Genomic DNA, 17,604 nt, shown 5'->3' with positions numbered 1-17,604 from the left:
ATGCAGTCGAGCAACGGCCGTCCCCACGGGGACGGGGTCGATCCCGAGAACACGTCGGGGCACCACAACGGGCAGGACCCGGCACCCGAGGACACGAGGTACCGCGACCCCTGGTACGACGCGCTGGCTTCCGGGTGGGGCGAGGGAGACGGTACAGGCGCTCCCGTCGCACCCGTGCCGGCGGCACGCCGGGAGGGGCAAGCCGCGCCGCGCGTCGGCGCGGCGGCCGAGGTCTACCTGGAGGTGCAGCGCAGCGCGGCGTTCCAGGAGGTGCGCAGCCGCTACCGGAGGTTCGTGGTGCCGGCGGTGGCGGCGTTCTTCGTCTGGTACGTGGCGTACGTCGTGGCCGCGACGACCGCGCCGGGGTTCATGGCGCGGCCGGTGGCAGGCGTGGTGAACGTGGCACTGCTCGCGGGGCTGGGACAGTTCCTCACAACCTTTCTGTTCGCCTGGGCGTACGCACGACACGCACGGCTGCGCCGGGACCGGGCCGCGCTGGAACTGCGCTGGGACACCCAGGAACTCACGCGGGGCGCCGCCCGGGGCGGTGTGTCGTGACCGGAGACCATCAGACCCTGGCACTGCTGCTGTTCAGCGTGTTCGTCGCGATCACGCTGGCCATCACCACCTGGGTGAGCCGCCACCGGCACGGTTCGGCGGAGGAGTTCTATGCGGGCGGGCGGCTGTTCTCTCCCATGGAGAATGGTTTTGCCATCGCGGGTGACTACGCCTCGGCCGCCTCCTTCCTCGGGGTCCCCGGACTGATCGTGTTGTTCGGCTACGACGGGGTGCTCTATGTGGTGGGCTTCCTCGTGGGCTGGCTGGTGGTGCTGTTCCTCGTGGCGGAACTCGTCCGCAACTGCGGCCGGTTCACGCTCGCCGACGTGGTCGCGGCACGGATGAGCGAGCGGCCGGTGCGGATCGCGGCGGGAACCTCCTCGGTCACCGTGTCCGTTCTGTACCTGGTGGCGCAGATGGTGGGCGCGGGCAGCCTGGTGGCCCTGCTCCTCGGGCGTACGGGCGGGGCGGCGCAGGCGTGGACCGTCATCGGTGTCGGCGCGCTGATGGTGATCTATGTGTCGTTGGGCGGGATGCGCGCCACCACCTGGATCCAGATCGTCAAGGCGGTCGTGCTGCTGGGCGGCACCGTCGTGCTGACCGTGCTCGTCATGGTCCGGTTCCACGGCGACATCGACCGGCTGCTGCTCACCGCGGCCGAGCACAGCGGCCACGGGGACGCCTTCCTGGCACCGGGACTCAAGTACGGCGGGGACTGGACGGCCCGCCTGGACTTCATCAGTCTCGGCCTCGCGCTGGTGCTCGGCACGGGCGGGCTGCCGCACATCCTGTCCCGCTTCTACACCGTGCCGACCGCGCGGGCCGCCCGCCGTTCGGCGATCTGGTCCATCGGGCTCATCGGCGCCTTCTACCTGATGACGATCGTCCTCGGCTTCGGCGCCGCGGCGATCGTCGGACCGGAGGCGGTCCGGGGGTCGAACGCGGCCGGGAACACCGCGGTTCCGCTGCTCGCCCTGAATCTGGGCGGCGGCGCGGACTCCACGGGCGGCACGGTCCTGTTCGCGGTCGTGGCCGCCGTAGCCTTCGCCACCATCCTCGCGGTGGTCGCCGGGATCACGCTGGCCTCCTCGGCGTCGGTGGCCCACGATCTGTACGCGTCGCTGCGACGCCGCACCGGACGGCAGCGCGGTGAGGTCGCCGTGGCGCGGGTCGCTGCCGTGGGCATCGGCGTGGTCGCCATCGGCCTCGGCCTGCTCGCCCGCGATCTCAATGTCGCGTTCCTGGTCGGTCTCGCCTTCGCCGTCGCCGCCTCCGCGAACCTGCCCGTACTGCTCTACTCGCTGTTCTGGCGCGGTTTCACGACCCGCGGCGCGGTGTGGGCCGTCTACGGCGGTCTGATCCCCGCCCTGGTGCTGGTCTTGGTTTCCCCGGTGGTCTCCGGCAGCCCCGACTCACTGTTCCCGGGCGTCGACTTCCAGTACTTCCCGTTGCAGAACCCGGGGATCGTCTCCGTCCCGCTCGGGTTCCTCGCCGGCTGGCTCGGCACCGTCACCTCCGCCGAGCCGCCGGACGAGGCCAAGCACGCGGAGACGGAAGTGCGGTCGCTGACGGGAGCGGGGGCCGTTTAGCGGGGGCCGTTTAGCGGGGGCCGTTCAGGGCCTCTCGTGCGGCTCAGGACCGACGGCCCCCGGAGACGGCCCGCCCCGCGGCCGTCGTAGCACCGCGGACCACACGACGCGCCCTACGGTGCCACCCAGGCGTAACGGTGCTCCGGGCGTCCGGTGTCACCGTACTTCAGGGACAGGCGCAGGCGGCCGGCCTGTTCCAGGTGGCGGAGGTAGCGCTGGGCGGTGGAGCGGCTCAGGCCGGTGCGGGCGGCCACCTCGTGGGCCGACAGCGGCTCGTCGGCGCCGTGCAGGACATCGCAGATGAGGTCCGTCGTCGGCTCCGAGTGGCCGCTGGGCAGTCCGGGGGAGGAGGGCGCCGGTGTGGTGCGCAGCGCACCGAAGATCCGGTCCACCTGCTCCTGCCCGGCCACTCCTCGCCCGCCGACGCGGTCGACGGTGCGGCGCAGCGCGGCGTAGGACTCCAGGCGGGTGCGCAGCGCCGCGAACGTGAAGGGCTTGACCAGGTAGTGCAGCGCGCCCAGGCGCATCGCCTGCTGCACGGTCGCCACGTCACCGGCCGCCGTGATCATGATGACGTCGGTGCCCAGACCCTGCTCCCGCATGCGGTGGACGAGCTCGAGGCCCGTCCGGTCGGGCAGGTAGTGGTCGAGCAGGACCAGGTCGATGCCGCCGCGCTGCACGCAGGTCAGGGCCTGCGCGGCACTGTGCGCGCGGGCGGTCACCCGGAAGCCGGGAACCTTTCCCACGTACTTGGCGTTGATCTCGGCGACACGGAAGTCGTCGTCGACCACCAGGACGTCAATCATCGGGCCTCTTTCTCCCAAGGCCAGGCGAGCGTTAAGCCCGTGTTTCGGCTCCGTTGTTGTAACGCGAGCAAAACGAGCACAACAGATGCTTGCGAGCAAAAGAACGGCTTGTGCCCACAAGACTGCTGCTGTGGCCGGGGCCACACCTACCGTCCCGGGCCATGAGCACAGACACCAGCCCCGCCATCGAGCTACGGGGCGCGAGCAAAACCTTCAGGACCCCGTCCGGGGGTCTGCACACCGCTGTCAGAGACCTCGACCTCACCGTTCGGCGGGGTGAGTTCGTGGCGGTGGTCGGCCCCACCGGCTGCGGCAAGTCGACCACGCTGACCCTGGTCAGTGGCCTTGAGGAGCCCACTCAGGGCGATGTTCTGGTGGCCGGCGAACCGGTGCACGGCGTCGGCGGCAAGGTCGGTTTCGTCTTCCAGCAGGACGCCACGTTCCCCTGGCGTACGGTGCTCTCCAACGTGATGTCCGGACCGCGCTTCCGCGGCGTACCCAAGGCGGAGGCGAAGGAGAAGGCGCGCGCATGGCTGGCGCGGGTCGGACTCGCCGCCTTCGAGGACCGCTACCCGCACCAGCTCTCCGGCGGTCAGCGCAAGCGCGTCGCCCTCGCCGCCACCTTCGTCAACGACCCCGAGATCCTGCTGATGGACGAGCCGTTCTCGGCGCTCGACGTGCAGACCCGGGCGCTGATGTCGGACGAGCTCCTGGAGCTGTGGGAGGGCACGGGCGCCTCGGTCGTCTTCGTCACCCACGACCTGGAGGAGGCCATCGCGCTGGCCGACAAGGTCGTCGTGATGACGGCCGGTCCCGCGACCGTCAAGCAGATCTTCGACATCGACCTGCCCCGCCCGCGCAAGGTCGAGCAGGTGCGCCTGCAGACGCAGTTCATCGAGATCTACCGCGAGATCTGGGAGTCCCTCGGCGAAGAGGTCCGGATCACCCGCGAAAGAGGTGCCGCCCATGTCGCCTGAGGTCCTCAGCACACCGGTCGCCGACACGGCGAAGACCCCCGACCGGGCGCACTCCCGGGCCCGGGCAGCCCGCAGGCGCAAGGCCGTCATCGCCTCCGCGCGCGTGCTGCTGCTGGTGGCCGTGCTCGGCCTGTGGGAGGTGCTCTCCCGGGCGAAGGTCATCGATCCGTTCAACTTCTCGATGCCCTCGCAGATCTGGGACCAGATCTGGACGTGGATCACACACGGCACGGCCCTCGGATCGCTCGGCGAGCAGATCTGGTACACGCTCTACGAGGCGCTGCTCGGCTGGGTGTTCGGCGTCGTGGCCGGTGTGGTCCTCGGTATCGCGCTCGGACGCATCAGGTTCCTCGCCGATGTGCTCGGCCCCTACATCAAGGTGCTCAACTCCATACCGAGGATCGTCCTCGCCCCGATCTTCGTGATCTGGTTCGGGCTCGGACCGGCCTCCAAGGTCGCCTCCGCAGTGGTCCTCGTCTTCTTCCCGGTGTTCTTCAACGCCTTCCAGGGCGCCCGTGAGGTCGACCGCAACCTGGTGGCCAACGCCCGGATCCTGGGCGCGAGCGACCGCAGGGTGACCTTCCAGGTGGTCATTCCGTCCGCGACCTCGTGGATCTTCACCAGCCTCCATGTCAGCTTCGGCTTCGCCCTCATCGGCGCCATCGTCGGCGAGTACATCGGCGCCACCCGGGGCATCGGCCTGCTCGTCGCGCAGTCCCAGGGCACGTTCAACGCCGCCGGTGTGTACGCCGCGATGGTCATCCTCGCCGCGGTCGCGCTCGTCGCCGAGGGGCTGCTCACCTTCGCCGAGCGGCGCATCTTCCGCTGGAAGCCCGCGGACTCCGGGCACTGACCCCGGCCGCCGCGACCACCGCCCCGTCGAAGTCCGTCTTTCGAAGCCTTTTCTCCCGCACCGCCCTCTCACAAGGACGTGAAAACGCCATGCGCAAGTCCGTCAGATTCGCCGCTTCGGCCGCCGCCGGCCTGCTCGCCCTGTCCTCCCTCACCGCCTGTGCCAACGACGCGGCCAGTTCGACCGCCGACAGCGGCAACGGCAGCGGCGGGGGCGGCGGCAAGGGCGAGCACGTCAAGATCATGGTCGGTGGCCTGGACAAGGTCATCTACATGCCCGCGATGCTCACCCAGCGCCTCGGCTACTTCTCCGCGGAGGGCCTCGATGTCGAGCTGCTGAGCGAGCCCGCCGGTGTCCAGGCCGAGACCGCCCTCGTCTCCGGCCAGGTGCAGGGCGCCGTCGGCTTCTACGACCACACCCTCGACCTGCAGGTCAAGGGCAAGAGCGTCGAGTCCGTCGTCCAGTTCTCGCACGCCCCCGGCGAGGTGGAGGTCGTCTCCAGCAAGGCGGCCGGCAAGATCAGTTCACCGAAGGACTTCAAGGGCAAGAAGCTCGGTGTCACCGGCCTCGGCTCCTCGACCGACTTCCTCACGAAGTACCTCGCGGTCAAGAACGGCGTGAATGTCAACGAGTTCTCGCCGGTCGCCGTGGGGGCCGGGCCGACCTTCATCTCCGCCCTCCAGAAGGGCTCGATCGACGCCGGTATGACGACCGACCCGACCGTCGCGACGATCCTGGACAAGAAGGCCGGCAAGATCCTCCTCGACATGCGGACCCCGGAGGGTTCGCAGGCCGCGCTCGGTGGCCCGTACCCGTCGTCAAGCCTGTACATGCAGACCGACTGGGTCAACGGTCACAAGGAGACCGTCCAGAAGCTGGCCAATGCGTTCGTCAAGACGCTCAAGTGGATGTCCACCCACAGCGCCTCCGAGATCGCCGCCAAGATGCCCGCCGACTACTCCCAGGGCAACAAGACGCTGTACGCCGAGGCGATCAAGAGCACCCTGCCGATGTTCACCAAGGACGGCGTCATGCCGGCGAACGGTCCGGAGACCGTCGAGAAGGTCCTCAAGGCGTTCAACCCCAACATCAAGAACGCCAAGGTGGACCTGAGCAAGACATTCACCACCGAGTTCGTCGAGAAGGCCACCGGCTGACATCCGTATGTACGGGGGGACACGGGCTCTTCCCCCGCCCCACGAGCCGTGTCCTCAGACGCGGGTCGCCCACACGTAACGGTGTTCCGGGCGGCCCGCGTCGCCGTACTTCAGGGTCAGCCTGGCCCGTCCCGTGCGCTCCAGGAGCTTCAGATAGCGCTGCGCGGTCTGCCGGCTCAGCCCGGTCCGGTCGGCGATCTCCTGGGCCGAGAGGGGGCCCTCGGCCGCCATCAGCGACCGGCGGACGAGGGCGGCGGTGGTGGGGGAGCACCCCTTGGGCAGTCCGGGATCGGCGGGGGCGGACAGGGCCCCGAAGATCCGGTCCACCTCGGCCTGTTCCGCCTCGCCGCCGCCGTCCAGCGTGCGGCGCAGCCGCGCATACGCCTCCAGCTTGGCCCGCAGTCCCGTGAAGCCGAACGGCTTGACCAGGTACTGCAGCGCGCCGTGCCGCATCGCGGCGTGGACGGTCGCCACGTCCCGGGCCGCCGTCACCATGATCACGTCGGTCTGGTGCCCGCGGCGGCGCATCTCCCGCACGACCGTCAGACCCGTCTCGTCGGGCAGGTGGTGGTCCATGAGCACCAGGTCCATGCGCGGCAGCGTCCCCAGCAGGCGCAGCGCCTCGGCCGCGCTGTGCGCCTCTCCCGCGACGTGGAAGCCCGGCACCTTCTCGACGTAGGCCGCGTTGACCCGCGCCACCCGGGCGTCGTCGTCGACGACCAGCACCTCGATCACCGCGACTCCTCCCCGGCGGTCTCGACGGCCGCGCTGAGGGAGCGGCCCAGGTCCAGGCGCGCCGGGCCCGCCGGGGCCAGGTCTGCGGGTGCCGGGTCCGAAGGCGTCGGGTCCGTGGAGGGCCGGTCTGCTGCGGCGAGGTCCGGCTCGGCCAGCGCCTCGGGCAGCACGACCGTGAACTCCGCGCCGCCGCCGGGTGCCTCACGCACCGCCACATGCCCGCCCTGCCGCTCGGCGAGCCTGCGCACCAGGGAGAGCCCGAGGCCGCGCTTGCCGTGCGCCGGCGGCTGCTTGGTGGACCACCCGTCCGTGAAGATCACGTCCCGCTGGTCGGCCGGGATTCCCGGACCCGTGTCGCGCACCCTGAGCACGGCCGTACGTTCCTCGGCGCGCAGTTCGACCTCCACGCGCGCGTGCGGGGTGGCCGCCACCGCGTCGAGCGCGTTGTCGACCAGGTTGCCGACGACCGTCACCAGGCCCTGGGGATCGATCAGCCGGTCCGGCAGCCGGGTCCGGTCCGAGATCCACAGTGCGACGCCGCGCTCGGCCGCGACGGTCGCCTTGCCGACCAGCAGGGCGGCGATCAGCGGGTCCTGGATCTTCTCTGTGACCTGTTCCGCCGTGGCCCGGTGGTCGCCGACGACCTCCCCGACGTACTCCACCGCGTCGTCGTACATCTCCAGCTCCAGCAGACCCAGCAGGGTGTGCATGCGGTTGGCGTGTTCGTGGTCCTGCGCGCGCAGGGCGTCGATCAGACCGCGGGTGGAGTCCAGTTCCCGGCCCAGCTGCTCCAGCTCGGTGCGGTCGCGCAGCGTGGCGACGGCGCCGCCGTCGTCGGTGGGCATGCGGTTGGCGACCAGGACGCGCTGCCCGCGCACGGTGAGCAGATCGGTGCCCGTGACCCGCCCGGCCAGGACGTCGGTCGTGCGGCCCTCGCCGAGCGCCTCGTCCAGCGACAGGCCGACCGCCTCGTCACCGATGCCGAGCAGGCGCCGGGCCTCGTCGTTGAGCAGCCGGACACGGCCGTCGCGGTCGAGGGCGACGACGCCCTCCCGGATGCCGTGCAGCATCGCCTCGCGCTCGGCGAGCAGGGCCGCGATGTCCGAGAAGGCCAGGTCCCTGGTCTGCCGCTGGACCCTCCGGGAGATCAGCCAGGCGCCCAGCGCGCCGACCGCCAGCGCACCGCCCGCGTATGCCAGCAGCCCCGGTATGGCGTCGATCAGCCTGGCGCGGACGCTGTCGTAGGCGATGCCCACCGACACCGCCCCGATGATGCGGTGGTGGTCGTCGTACAGCGGTACCTTGCCGCGGGCGGAGCGGCCCAGGGTGCCGGTGTCGATCTGCATGACCTCGTGGCCCGCCAGCGCCTGTTGGGGGTCCGTCGAGACATGATCGCCGATCTGCTTCGGATCGGTGTGTGACCAGCGCGTGCCGTGCCTGTCCATCACCACGATGTACTCGGCGTGCGTATGCAGCCGGATCCGCTCCGCCTCCCTCTGCACGGGCCCGCCTACGGTCGGCGCGGTGTTCTGCAGGTCGTGTGCGATCTGACGGTTCTGTGCGGTGGTCTCGGCGATGGCGAGCGCGCGACGCATCGCCTGGTCGTCCAGCTGATGGCTGAGCGGTGCGAGGAACAGCCCGGTGGCCAGGACCGCCACTCCCGCCGCGATCACCAACTGCATCACCAGCACCTGCGAGAACACCCGTCGTGGCAGGCCCAGGCGCAGGCGGCGGGCGGGGGGAGTGGGGCTCATGCCCACGACGGTACGTCGGCGGACGGGCGCTGCCCCAGAGGGGTGTGGCGTGCATCTCGTGCCCGGATCCCTATCCCGGCGCAGCGGGTGTCCGCGGCGGCCCGGCCCCGGGCACCGGGACCCCGCGCGGTCACATGTCCGCTCTCAGCGGGCGGGCGCCGACCGGGCGACCGTCAGTTCGCGCACGGCCGTCACGTCCATGTGAGCCGGCGCGCCCAGTACCGCCGCGCCGCAGCTCTCCGGGCGGGGCGGCACGGCGGCGCCCTGCTCCACGGTCACGTGCCACCGGCGTCCGTCGGTGTGGGCGACGGTCACCTCCCAGCGGGGCGCCGCGCCGTCGGCGTCCAGGTTCTCGGTGCCCACGACGGTCAGCGCGTCCGCCCGGTCCTCTCCGGATGCCGTCCGCACGGCCAGCTCCGCCGCCTGTCCGGGCCGTTCCCAGGCGGTACGGCCCCGGCAGCCCTCCAGGACCACCCGGCCCTCCCGCACGCCGTGCAGGGCGTCCATGACGGTGTGCGCCTCGGTCCTGCCGTAGGCGTATCCGTACGGCAGGACGAGCAGGGTCGGGGAGAAGCGGTGGCCGCCGAGGTGGGTGACCTCCCAGGCCCCCCGCACCCCGGAGGCGGCGAGCGCGGCCGCGAGCGGCCGGCCGAGCAGGGCGCAGCACCGGTCGCGCCTGCCGTTGGTGCAGACGAGGACCAGCGGGTCACCCGAGTGCGGCCGGCCGCCCAGCACCGTGCCGAAGCTGCGGTGATCGCCCCTGCCCAGGGCGGCGAAGTCGAGGCCCAGCAGCAGCTCGGGGTCGACGGTCATGGCGCTGTGCAGCCATACGTTGCCGGGAACCGTGTGGGCGGCGTACACATGCCGCACGGACGGCGTGCGGCAGTCGGCGTGCCGCCCGGGGCGGCGGATGAGCGCGACACGGACGCCGGTGCCCTGCGCCGCCCGCTCAAGCAAGCGTCCGAGGCCCGGGTCGAGATGGCTGGAGGTGAGCGCCTTCGGGCCCCACGGCCCGGGCTGCTCCAGCAGCAGCCACGTCGTCGCCGTGGGCGCGGTGGCGGACAGCGGCTCGTGGAGCTGCCGGGAGACGGTCGCGCACGTACTCACACAGGCGAGCCTAACCTGACTTGGCACACGGGCTGCATCCGGCGCTCGGAATGATCTACTCCGGCAGCGGCCGCGGGGGCGGCGGGCCGACGTACCGGCCGCTCGGGCGCATACGCAACGGGCGCTCCCCGTACTCCTCCAGAGCGTGGGCGATCCAGCCCGCCGTCCTAGCCACGGCGAAGATCGTCTCACTGGCGCTGGAGGGCATGCCGGACGAGGCGGTGAACACGGCGAGGGCCAGGTCGACGTTGGCGTGCAGCGGGGCGTGGCGGGCGGTCGTGGCGACGATGTCGCGGGCGGCGGCGAGCGCCGGCGCGGCCCGCGGGATGTCCTCCAGCAGGCCGAAGAGGGCACGCGCGCGTGGATCCTCGCCGGGGTACAGGCGGTGGCCGAGCCCGGGGATGCGGCGGCCCTCGCGCAGTTCGTCGGCGATGACGGGCCCCGCGGCGCCCCGGTCCAGCACCTCCAGGACGAGCCGGTGGGCCAGTCCGCCTGCCGCGCCGTGCAGCGGGCCTTCGAGCACGCCGAGCCCCGCGGAGACGGCGGCGTAGGCGTGTGCGCGGGCGGATGCCGCCACGCGCACGGCGAGCGTCGAGGCGGCCAGGTCGTGGTCGACGAGCAGGCCCAGCGCGGTGTCCAGGACGCGCAGTGAGGCGTCGTCGGCGGGGCGACCGGTCAGCCTTCCCCACAGCCGGTGCGCGAGCGGGCCCTGGTCGCGGTGTGTGGACCGGACCGGTGGCAGCGCGTCGACGAGGGTCGGGATGAGCACGCGCGCGGTGCCGAGCACGGCGTCCTCCGACAGGTCGAACCGCAGGGGGTCGGCGGCCGCGGCGGCGATCGCGGCGACCCGCAGCCGGTCGGTGGGCCCCGTGTGCTCGGGCAGGGCGTCCACGGCCCGGCGGGCCACGGTGACGGAGGCCTCGGGCGCGGTGAAGGTGACTCCGGGGCGCAGCCGCCCGGTCCAGAGCCACTCGGCGATCTCCTCGTAGGTGTGCCGGGCGGCCAGCTCCGTCGCGTCGACACCGCGGAAGTAGTAGCGGTCCGTGTCGATGAGGGTGATGCGGGTCCGGACGGACAGCTCCCCGCCGAAGTCCGTGCCGCTGCCGCCGTTCCGCCGGTTGCGGCGGGCGAGCGCCTCGACCTCCTTGGCGTCGAAGGAGCTGCCCCGGCCGCTCGGATCGCGACGGCTGCTGAGCTGACCGCGGCTCACGTACGCGTACACGGTCTCGGGCTTCACCCCGAGCAGTTCGGCGGTCTCCTTGGTGCTCAGCCGCCGCTCCGCGGCGCCGACGGCAGGTTCCTGATCGCGCATGGAGCTCACCGTATCCGTCTCAGTCATCAGGTAAAGCATTGATTCAATCAATATTGACAGGGATTGAGTCAAGCATGGACAGTCTGCTCAAGTCCATGGGAGGAAACATGTCCAGCAACAGGGCCGCAGCCACTCTTGTCGACGCACCGCGGGGCCTCGCGGGAGTCGTGGTCACCGACACCCGAATCGGTGACGTCCGCGGGCTCGAGGGCTTCTACCACTACCGCCAGTACTCGGCCGTCGAGCTCGCCCGCACCCGGTGCTTCGAGGACGTCTGGTACCTGCTCACGCACGGGGAACTCCCCGACGCGCGGCAGAGCGAGGCCTTCGCCGCCCGGACCGCCGCGCTGCGCCGGCTGCCCGAGGAGGTCCGCGCGGCACTGCCGGCCGTCGCGGCGGCGAGCACCCGTTCCGGCCCGCTCTCCGGGCTGCGCACGGCGCTGTCCCTGCTCGGGGCGGCACAGGGCTTCCGGCCGGTGTACGACATCGACGCGGACCGCAGGCGCCAGGACACGCTGGTGGCCTGTGCCGCCGTGCCGACGCTGCTCACCGCGCTGTACCGGCTGGGGCAGGGGCTCGAACCCGTGGAGCCGCGAGAGGACCTCTCCTGTGCGGCGAACTACCTCTACATGCTGACCGGTTCGGAACCGGACGCACGGTACGCCCGGGCCATCGAGCAGTACTTGATCTCAACTATTGATCACGGCTTCAATGCGTCAACCTTCACAGCGCGGGTGATCGCGTCGACCGGGGCGGACGTGACGGCCTGCCTGGTGGGCGCCGTGGGGGCCCTGTCGGGGCCGCTGCACGGAGGCGCGCCCAGCAGGGCCCTGGACACCCTGGACGCGATCGGCACCCCGGACCGGATCGACTCCTGGATCCGTGACCGCGTCCTGGCCGGTGAGCGCATCATGGGCTTCGGCCATGCCGTCTACCGCACCGAGGACCCCCGCTCCCGCATGCTGCGCGAGATCGCCCAGGGGTTCGGCGGGCCGCGGGTCGGGTTCGCCGTCGAGGTCGAGCGCCGCGTGGAGGCGATCCTCGCCGAGCTCAAGCCCGGCCGCGAACTCCACACGAACGTCGAGTTCTACGCGGGCGTCGTCATGGAACTCTGCGGCCTGCCCCGCGAGATGTTCACCCCGACCTTCGCGGCGGCCCGAGTGGTGGGCTGGAGCGCGAACATCCTCGAACAGGCGGAGGACTCGAAGATCATCAGGCCGGTGGCGCGCTACGTCGGTCCGGTCCCGCCGGTGGAGGTGCCCGAGGCGGCCTGAAAGACGCGTGCGGCCTGGTGCCGTTCGGGCGCCAGGCCTCATCGGTGGGCGTCGAGCAGGGACGGGGTGCCGGACTGCTCGCCGGAGGGACGGTCCGGCTCGGTGGGCGGTTGCGCGTGCGGCCGGTGCGGGAACGGGACGCCTACAGGGTGGACGCGGTCTCGTGTGACGTTTCAGGCATCGGGAATGTCCGCCTTGGCGCGGATCAGCGTCTCCCGGCTGACGACCACGATGCGTTCGTAGTCCGCGCGGGAGGCGTCGGCGGGCAGCTCACGTTCCAGCGCCTCGGTGGCTTCCGTGCCGATGACGGCGAAGTTCCCGTCGCTCAGTTCGAAGACGTCGGGGCAGTTGGCTCCCGAGGTACTGCCACGGGCGCTCGGAGGCACACCGATGCGGCGCACGATCTTCAAGGGGTACCGGTCCTTAGTTCTGGGCACAGTTGTGGCCAGCACGTTACTGGGGTCGCTGGGGCCCCTGTGACCGGATCGGCCCAAACACCACCCGTGATCCGCCGAAGTCACTCGTGCGGAGTGATCAGAAGGGCGGCGGGGTGCCGATGACCCACCACTCGTCCGTGTCGGCCTCGTCGAGATCCCTGATGAGGCCGTCGACCATCTGTCCGATCCTCGCCTCCTCCGCCGACTGCTTCAGGGTCGCCCGCTGGGCCTTCGACGCCTCCCAGTAGTCCCGCATCAGCGGGTTCTGGAAGATCTCCCGCAGCCGTCCGAACAGCTCCTCCTGGTCCAGCAGGCCCGCTTGATAGAGGAAGTAGAGGTTGACGTACCAGGCGTTGGCGTAGAAGAACTGGCGTCGCTTCTCCGCGGGAATGCTCTGGTCGTAGGTGTCGATCACCGCCGCCAGGGAGGGATCGTCGATCGCCCTGGCGAGCAGGTCCCAGTGCATGCGCTGCTGATGCGCCAGGGCCCGGCGCCTGGAGTCCAGTTCCTCGTGTTCCAGACGCCGTGCCTCCAGTCGCTCCGCCTCCAGGCGCCGCCGGCGCGCGGCAAGCGTCAAGGCGGCGGTGACGAGCAGCAGACCGGCCGCGGCGGAGCTGAACCTCCCCGCGGCATTTTTCTGAGTGACCATGTCAACCCCCGTATCAGGCGGCCGTCCGCCGGTCGTCGGGGCTGGGGCAGGTGACGGGGACCGGCGAGCGGTGGGCGGCGCTTGCCGTCTCCCAGGGTGCCGAGCGGCTCTGGTCGGCAGGGAGGCGGAGAGGAGGCGCACGGAGGGAAGCGAGGGTCGCACGCTCCGGCGCCATGTCCAACGTCTGCCCCGCAAGTGTGGCTAACAATCGTTCACTTCGGCGTGATTCGCGCGGCTCGTATCCTGGGTCGGCATTCAGTTGTCCCAGGTGCACCGCGGCCGTGAGCCGGTGCACGCGTCGGTGTGAGAGAGGTCGCGCGGTGAGCCAGCCGAGCCGGAACCCGGATCCGAACCCGAGTCCGAGCCCGGGCGGGACCGGGGGTCAGATCCCGGTCCTCGTGCTCGCCGGATTCCTCGGTTCCGGGAAGACCACCCTGCTCAACCACCTCCTCCACCACAGCGGCGGCAGCCGTATCGGCGCGATCGTCAACGACTTCGGCGCCATCGAGATCGACACCATGGCGGTCGCGGGCGCGCTCGGCGACTCCACCGTCTCCCTCGGCAACGGGTGCCTGTGCTGCGCCGTCGACGCAGGCGAGCTGGATCTCTACCTCGACCGGCTCACCCGCCCCGGCGTCGGCATCGACGTGATCGTCATCGAGGCCAGCGGGCTCGCCGAACCCCAGGAACTCGTCCGCATGGTGCTGGCCGGCGAGAACCCCAGGGTCGTCTACGGCGGGCTCGTCGAGGTGGTCGACGCCGCCGAGTTCGACGACACGCGCGCGAGGCATCCCGAGATCGACCGGCATCTGGCACTCGCGGATCTCGTCGTCGTCAACAAGGCCGACCGGGCCGACGGCGCGGAGCGGGTGCTCGGGACGGTACGGTCCCTCGTCGACCGGGCGGCCGTCGTGCCGGCGACCTACGGCCGTGTCGACCCCGAGTTCCTCTTCGAGTGCAGGCCGCGCGAGGAGCGCATCGGGCAGCTGTCCTTCGACGACCTGTCGACGGCCGACGAGGACGAACCGCACGGCCGTCACGCCGGGCATCTGCACGCCGGCTACGACAGCCTCTCCTTCGTCTCCGACGTGCCGCTCGACCCCCGCCTGCTGATGCGGTTCCTCGACAGCCGGCCCGACGGCCTCTACCGCATCAAGGGATACGTCGACTTCGGCCCCCACGACCCGCGCCACCGCTACGCCGTGCACGCCGTGGGTCGCTTCCTGCGCTTCTACCCGGAGCCCTGGCCGGCCGGCGAACAGCCCCGCCTCACCCAGTTGGTGCTCATCGGCTCCGGCATCGACGCACCGCTCCTCGGCAAGGAACTCCAGGCGTGCAGGAACGACGCCCCACACGCCGACGAGCACGGCATGTGGGGCGTCCTGCGCTACGTCCGGGAACCCGAGGACGAGCAGGCGAGCGAGGAACCGCCGGTCTAGACCGGTCCGGCCACCGCTGCCACCGTCTTCTTCAGCGACACGCCGGAGCCGTCGCGGCGCGGGTCGATGTCCGGGAGCTCGGCCGGGGTGCCGTTCTTCTGGGCGGCACGGGCCGGGACCGGGCCCGCCCAGGCGAACGACAGGCAGTCCTCGCCCTTCAGGAACCGCTGGCAGCGCACACCGCCGGTGGCCCGGCCCTTGCGCGGGAACTGGTCGAACGGCGTCACCTTCGCCGTCGTCTGCACGGAGTCGTCCAGCGTCCCGCGGGAACCGGCGACCGTGAAGACCACCGCGTCCACGGCCGGGTCGACGGCGGTGAACGAGATGACCTTGGCGCCCTCGGCCAGCTTGATGCCCGCCATGCCGCCGGCCGCGCGGCCCTGCGGCCTGACCTGGCCGGCCTGGTAGCGCAGGAGTTGGGCGTCGTCGGTGATGAAGACCAGGTCCTCGTCACCGGTGCGCAGCTCGGCGGCGCCGACGATCCGGTCGCCCTCCTTGAGGGTGATCACCTCCAACTCCTCCTTGTTGGAGGGGTAGTCGGGCACCACCCGCTTGACGACACCCTGTTCGGTGCCGAGCGCCAGGCCCGGCGAGGACTCGTCGAGTGTGGTCAGGCAGACCACCGTCTCGTCGTCCTCCAGGGAGACGAACTCCGCGAGCGGCGCGCCGCCGGAGAGGTTCGGCGCCGACTCCGTGTCCGGCAGCTGGGGCAGGTCGACCACGTTCAGACGGAGCAGACGGCCGGCCGAGGTCACCACGCCCACCTCGCCGCGGGCGGTGGCAGGGACCGCGGAGACGATCACGTCATGCTTGTGCCGCCTGCCGCCCGCCTCGTGCGGGAACGGCTCACCGCCCGCGGTACGGGCCAGCAGGCCCGTCGAGGACAGCAGCACGCGGCACGGGTCGTCCGCCACCTGCAGCGGCACCGTCGCGGCCGGGACGGCGCCCGCCTCCAGGAGCAGCGTGCGCCGCGGGGTGCCGAACTTCTTGGCGACCGCGGCCAGTTCGGCCGAGACCAGCTTGCGCAGCTCCGCGTCCGACTCCAGGATCCGGGTCAGCTCCTCGATCTCCGCCGTGAGCCTGTCCTTCTCCGCCTCCAGCTCGATGCGGTCGTACTTGGTCAGGCGGCGCAGCGGCGTGTCGAGGATGTACTGGGTCTGCACATCGCTCAGCGAGAAGCGCTCCATCAGGTGCTGCTTGGCCTGCGCGGAGTTCTCGCTGGAGCGGATCAGCCGGATGACCTCGTCGATGTCCACCAGCGCCGTCAGCAGGCCCTCGACCAGGTGCAGCCGGTCGCGCTTCTTGCCGCGCCGGTACTCGCTGCGGCGCCGTACGACGTCGAAACGGTGGTCGAGGTAGACCTCCAGGAGCTCCTTCAGGCCCAGCGTGAGGGGCTGGCCGTCGACCAGCGCGACGTTGTTGATGCCGAAGGACTCCTCCATCGGCGTCAGCTTGTACAGCTGCTCCAGGACCGCCTCCGGCACGAAGCCGTTCTTGATCTCGATGACCAGGCGCAGTCCGTGCTCGCGGTCGGTGAGGTCCTTGACGTCGGCGATCCCCTGGATCTTCTTGGAGCCGACCAGGTCCTTGATCTTGGCGATCACCTTCTCCGGGCCGACCGTGAACGGCAGCTCGGTGACGACCAGGCCCTTGCGGCGGGCCGTGACGGTCTCCACCGAGACCGTGGCACGGATCCTGAACGTGCCGCGCCCGGTCTCGTAGGCGTCACGGATCCCGGACAGGCCGACGATCCGGCCGCCGGTGGGCAGGTCGGGGCCCGGGACGTGCTTCATCAGGGCGTCCAGGTCCGCGTTCGGATGCCGGATCAGGTGACGGGCGGCCGCGATCACCTCGCCGAGGTTGTGCGGCGGCATGTTCGTGGCCATGCCGACGGCGATGCCCGAGGAGCCGTTCACCAGAAGGTTCGGGAACGCGGCGGGCAGGGCCACCGGCTCCTGCTCCTGGCCGTCGTAGTTGGGGGCGAAGTCGACCGTGTCCTCGTCGATCGACTCGGTCATCAGGCTCGTCGCCTCGGCCATACGGCACTCGGTGTACCGCATGGCGGCGGGCGGGTCGTCGTTGCCCAGCGAGCCGAAGTTCCCGTGCCCGTCGACGAGCGGGACACGCATCGAGAAGGGCTGGGCCAGGCGCACCAGGGCGTCGTAGATCGACGCGTCGCCGTGCGGGTGGAGCTTGCCCATGACCTCGCCGACGACGCGGGCGCACTTCACGTACGCACGGTCGGGACGCACGCCCATCTCGTTCATCTGGTAGACGATGCGCCGGTGCACCGGCTTCAGGCCGTCCCGGGCGTCCGGCAGGGCGCGGGAGTAGATGACCGAGTACGCGTACTCGAGGAAGGAGCCCTGCATCTCGTCGACGACGTCGATGTCGAGGATCTTCTCCTCGTACGGTTCGTCGGGCGGCGGGGTCTTCGTGCTGCGGCGGGCCATCGCTGCCGGCTCCTCCTGAATCCTGATCGCTCGCCTACGGGGCGCTCATGCCGGTCTCGGCGGGGCGGCCGCGCTCGGCCCTCTCGGGCTCGTGAGCGCCCGCCCCGTCGACACCGACGCGCCACTTCGGCTCACTCTTGCTGAAGCGTGTGACGGGATCTGACGCCGACCATTGTGGCCCGCCGCACTGACAACCCGGACAAGACCCCGCCCCACCCCACCGACCGGCCCCGCGGCCGCCCGCCCGCCACGGCCGACGCAAGGGGCCTGTGACGATCGAGACGGGGACGCCGCGCAGACCACGGGCGGGTTCCCCATCACCCGCTTCGACCCGCGCCGAGCCGACCGCCCGGGCACACCATACGACCGCTCCGGCCCGGGCCGCGCCGACCAGGGCCCCCTGCCGATCGGCCTCCCACCTGCGGCGGGTGCCCGCCCCGGTCCGAGCCTCGTCGAGGGCATGTGCGGCCCTGCGGTCCGTCTCGGCCCTGCGGTCCGTCTCGG

At 71.3% G+C, this 17,604-nt stretch carries 15 protein-coding genes; 7 read left to right on the top strand and 8 right to left on the bottom strand.

The genetic code is table 11. The features are described 5' to 3' along the window. Positions 1-558, top strand: a complete 558-nt coding sequence (locus tag R2S09_RS25940; protein ID WP_316743550.1) for a DUF485 domain-containing protein — start codon at positions 1-3, stop codon at positions 556-558. Further along, the gene (locus R2S09_RS25935) at positions 555-2,147 is read left to right on the top strand and encodes a cation acetate symporter (protein ID WP_306189797.1); all 1,593 of its coding nucleotides are present in this window, start codon (positions 555-557) and stop codon (positions 2,145-2,147) included. The genes R2S09_RS25940 and R2S09_RS25935 overlap by 4 nt, the downstream gene beginning before the upstream one ends. 113 nt (positions 2,148-2,260) lie before the next feature. On the opposite strand, the gene R2S09_RS25930 is transcribed toward R2S09_RS25935, so the two are convergent. Then, on the bottom strand, positions 2,261-2,953 hold the full coding sequence (locus tag R2S09_RS25930) for a response regulator (protein WP_306189796.1): 693 nt from the start codon (positions 2,951-2,953) through the stop codon (positions 2,261-2,263). 161 nt (positions 2,954-3,114) lie between these two features. On the opposite strand from R2S09_RS25930, the gene R2S09_RS25925 reads away from it, so the two are divergent. From R2S09_RS25925 to R2S09_RS25915, 3 genes are all read left to right on the top strand, one after another. Next, a complete protein-coding gene (locus R2S09_RS25925) occupies positions 3,115-3,930 on the top strand; it encodes an ABC transporter ATP-binding protein (RefSeq protein ID WP_030171891.1) in 816 nt (271 codons plus the stop codon). Beyond that, positions 3,920-4,783 carry an ABC transporter permease gene (locus R2S09_RS25920; RefSeq protein WP_306189794.1) on the top strand — a complete coding sequence of 288 codons (864 nt, stop codon included), beginning with the start codon at positions 3,920-3,922 and terminating at the stop codon, positions 4,781-4,783. Before R2S09_RS25925 ends, R2S09_RS25920 begins: the two co-directional genes overlap by 11 nt. A gap of 89 nt (positions 4,784-4,872) precedes the next feature. After that, entirely contained in the window at positions 4,873-5,940 is a 1,068-nt protein-coding gene (locus R2S09_RS25915; RefSeq protein ID WP_316743547.1) for an ABC transporter substrate-binding protein, read from the top strand. A 54-nt stretch (positions 5,941-5,994) separates the two neighbouring features. On the opposite strand, the gene R2S09_RS25910 is transcribed toward R2S09_RS25915, so the two are convergent. The 4 genes from R2S09_RS25910 to R2S09_RS25895 form a co-directional block, all read right to left on the bottom strand. Then, positions 5,995-6,675, bottom strand: coding sequence for a response regulator (locus tag R2S09_RS25910; protein WP_316743546.1), 681 nt, complete (start codon positions 6,673-6,675; stop codon positions 5,995-5,997). Continuing rightward, on the bottom strand, positions 6,672-8,429 hold the full coding sequence (locus R2S09_RS25905) for a sensor histidine kinase (RefSeq protein WP_316743545.1): 1,758 nt from the start codon (positions 8,427-8,429) through the stop codon (positions 6,672-6,674). The genes R2S09_RS25910 and R2S09_RS25905 overlap by 4 nt, the downstream gene beginning before the upstream one ends. A gap of 144 nt (positions 8,430-8,573) precedes the next feature. Further along, positions 8,574-9,536, bottom strand: coding sequence for a sucrase ferredoxin (locus tag R2S09_RS25900; protein ID WP_316743543.1), 963 nt, complete (start codon positions 9,534-9,536; stop codon positions 8,574-8,576). A gap of 55 nt (positions 9,537-9,591) precedes the next feature. Beyond that, complete coding sequence (locus R2S09_RS25895) at positions 9,592-10,848, bottom strand: citrate synthase (RefSeq protein WP_316743541.1); 1,257 nt, start codon at positions 10,846-10,848, stop codon at positions 9,592-9,594. A 107-nt stretch (positions 10,849-10,955) separates the two neighbouring features. On the opposite strand from R2S09_RS25895, the gene R2S09_RS25890 reads away from it, so the two are divergent. Further along, a complete protein-coding gene (locus R2S09_RS25890; protein WP_316743540.1) occupies positions 10,956-12,122 on the top strand; it encodes a citrate synthase/methylcitrate synthase in 1,167 nt (388 codons plus the stop codon). A gap of 173 nt (positions 12,123-12,295) precedes the next feature. On the opposite strand, the gene R2S09_RS25885 is transcribed toward R2S09_RS25890, so the two are convergent. Further along, on the bottom strand, positions 12,296-12,532 hold the full coding sequence (locus R2S09_RS25885; RefSeq protein WP_133932844.1) for a hypothetical protein: 237 nt from the start codon (positions 12,530-12,532) through the stop codon (positions 12,296-12,298). Positions 12,533-12,656: 124 nt separating this feature from the next. After that, positions 12,657-13,208 carry a DUF6082 family protein gene (locus tag R2S09_RS25880; RefSeq protein WP_306189787.1) on the bottom strand — a complete coding sequence of 184 codons (552 nt, stop codon included), beginning with the start codon at positions 13,206-13,208 and terminating at the stop codon, positions 12,657-12,659. A gap of 320 nt (positions 13,209-13,528) precedes the next feature. Between R2S09_RS25880 and R2S09_RS25875 the strand changes: the two genes are divergently transcribed. Next, complete coding sequence (locus R2S09_RS25875; protein WP_399144666.1) at positions 13,529-14,647, top strand: CobW family GTP-binding protein; 1,119 nt, start codon at positions 13,529-13,531, stop codon at positions 14,645-14,647. Here the strand turns inward: R2S09_RS25875 and R2S09_RS25870 are convergent. Continuing rightward, complete coding sequence (locus R2S09_RS25870) at positions 14,644-17,100, bottom strand: DNA topoisomerase IV subunit A (protein WP_316743539.1); 2,457 nt, start codon at positions 17,098-17,100, stop codon at positions 14,644-14,646. The genes R2S09_RS25875 and R2S09_RS25870 overlap by 4 nt on opposite strands. Between the last annotated feature and the right edge of the window lie 504 nt (positions 17,101-17,604).

The organism is Streptomyces sp. MK7 (genome assembly GCF_032658145.1).
GTDB lineage: Bacteria > Actinomycetota > Actinomycetes > Streptomycetales > Streptomycetaceae > Streptomyces > Streptomyces spiralis.
This window is presented reverse-complemented; position numbering and strand designations above follow the sequence as displayed.

Coding starts and splice junctions, on each gene's coding strand:
- R2S09_RS25940 (WP_316743550.1), top strand. CDS start 1: ATGCAGTCGAGCAACGGCCGTCCCCACGGGGACGGGGTCGATCCCGAG.
- R2S09_RS25930 (WP_306189796.1), bottom strand. CDS start 2,953: ATGATTGACGTCCTGGTGGTCGACGACGACTTCCGTGTCGCCGAGATC.
- R2S09_RS25925 (WP_030171891.1), top strand. CDS start 3,115: ATGAGCACAGACACCAGCCCCGCCATCGAGCTACGGGGCGCGAGCAAA.
- R2S09_RS25920 (WP_306189794.1), top strand. CDS start 3,920: ATGTCGCCTGAGGTCCTCAGCACACCGGTCGCCGACACGGCGAAGACC.
- R2S09_RS25915 (WP_316743547.1), top strand. CDS start 4,873: ATGCGCAAGTCCGTCAGATTCGCCGCTTCGGCCGCCGCCGGCCTGCTC.
- R2S09_RS25905 (WP_316743545.1), bottom strand. CDS start 8,429: ATGAGCCCCACTCCCCCCGCCCGCCGCCTGCGCCTGGGCCTGCCACGA.
- R2S09_RS25895 (WP_316743541.1), bottom strand. CDS start 10,848: ATGCGCGATCAGGAACCTGCCGTCGGCGCCGCGGAGCGGCGGCTGAGC.
- R2S09_RS25890 (WP_316743540.1), top strand. CDS start 10,956: ATGTCCAGCAACAGGGCCGCAGCCACTCTTGTCGACGCACCGCGGGGC.
- R2S09_RS25880 (WP_306189787.1), bottom strand. CDS start 13,208: ATGGTCACTCAGAAAAATGCCGCGGGGAGGTTCAGCTCCGCCGCGGCC.
- R2S09_RS25870 (WP_316743539.1), bottom strand. CDS start 17,100: ATGGCCCGCCGCAGCACGAAGACCCCGCCGCCCGACGAACCGTACGAG.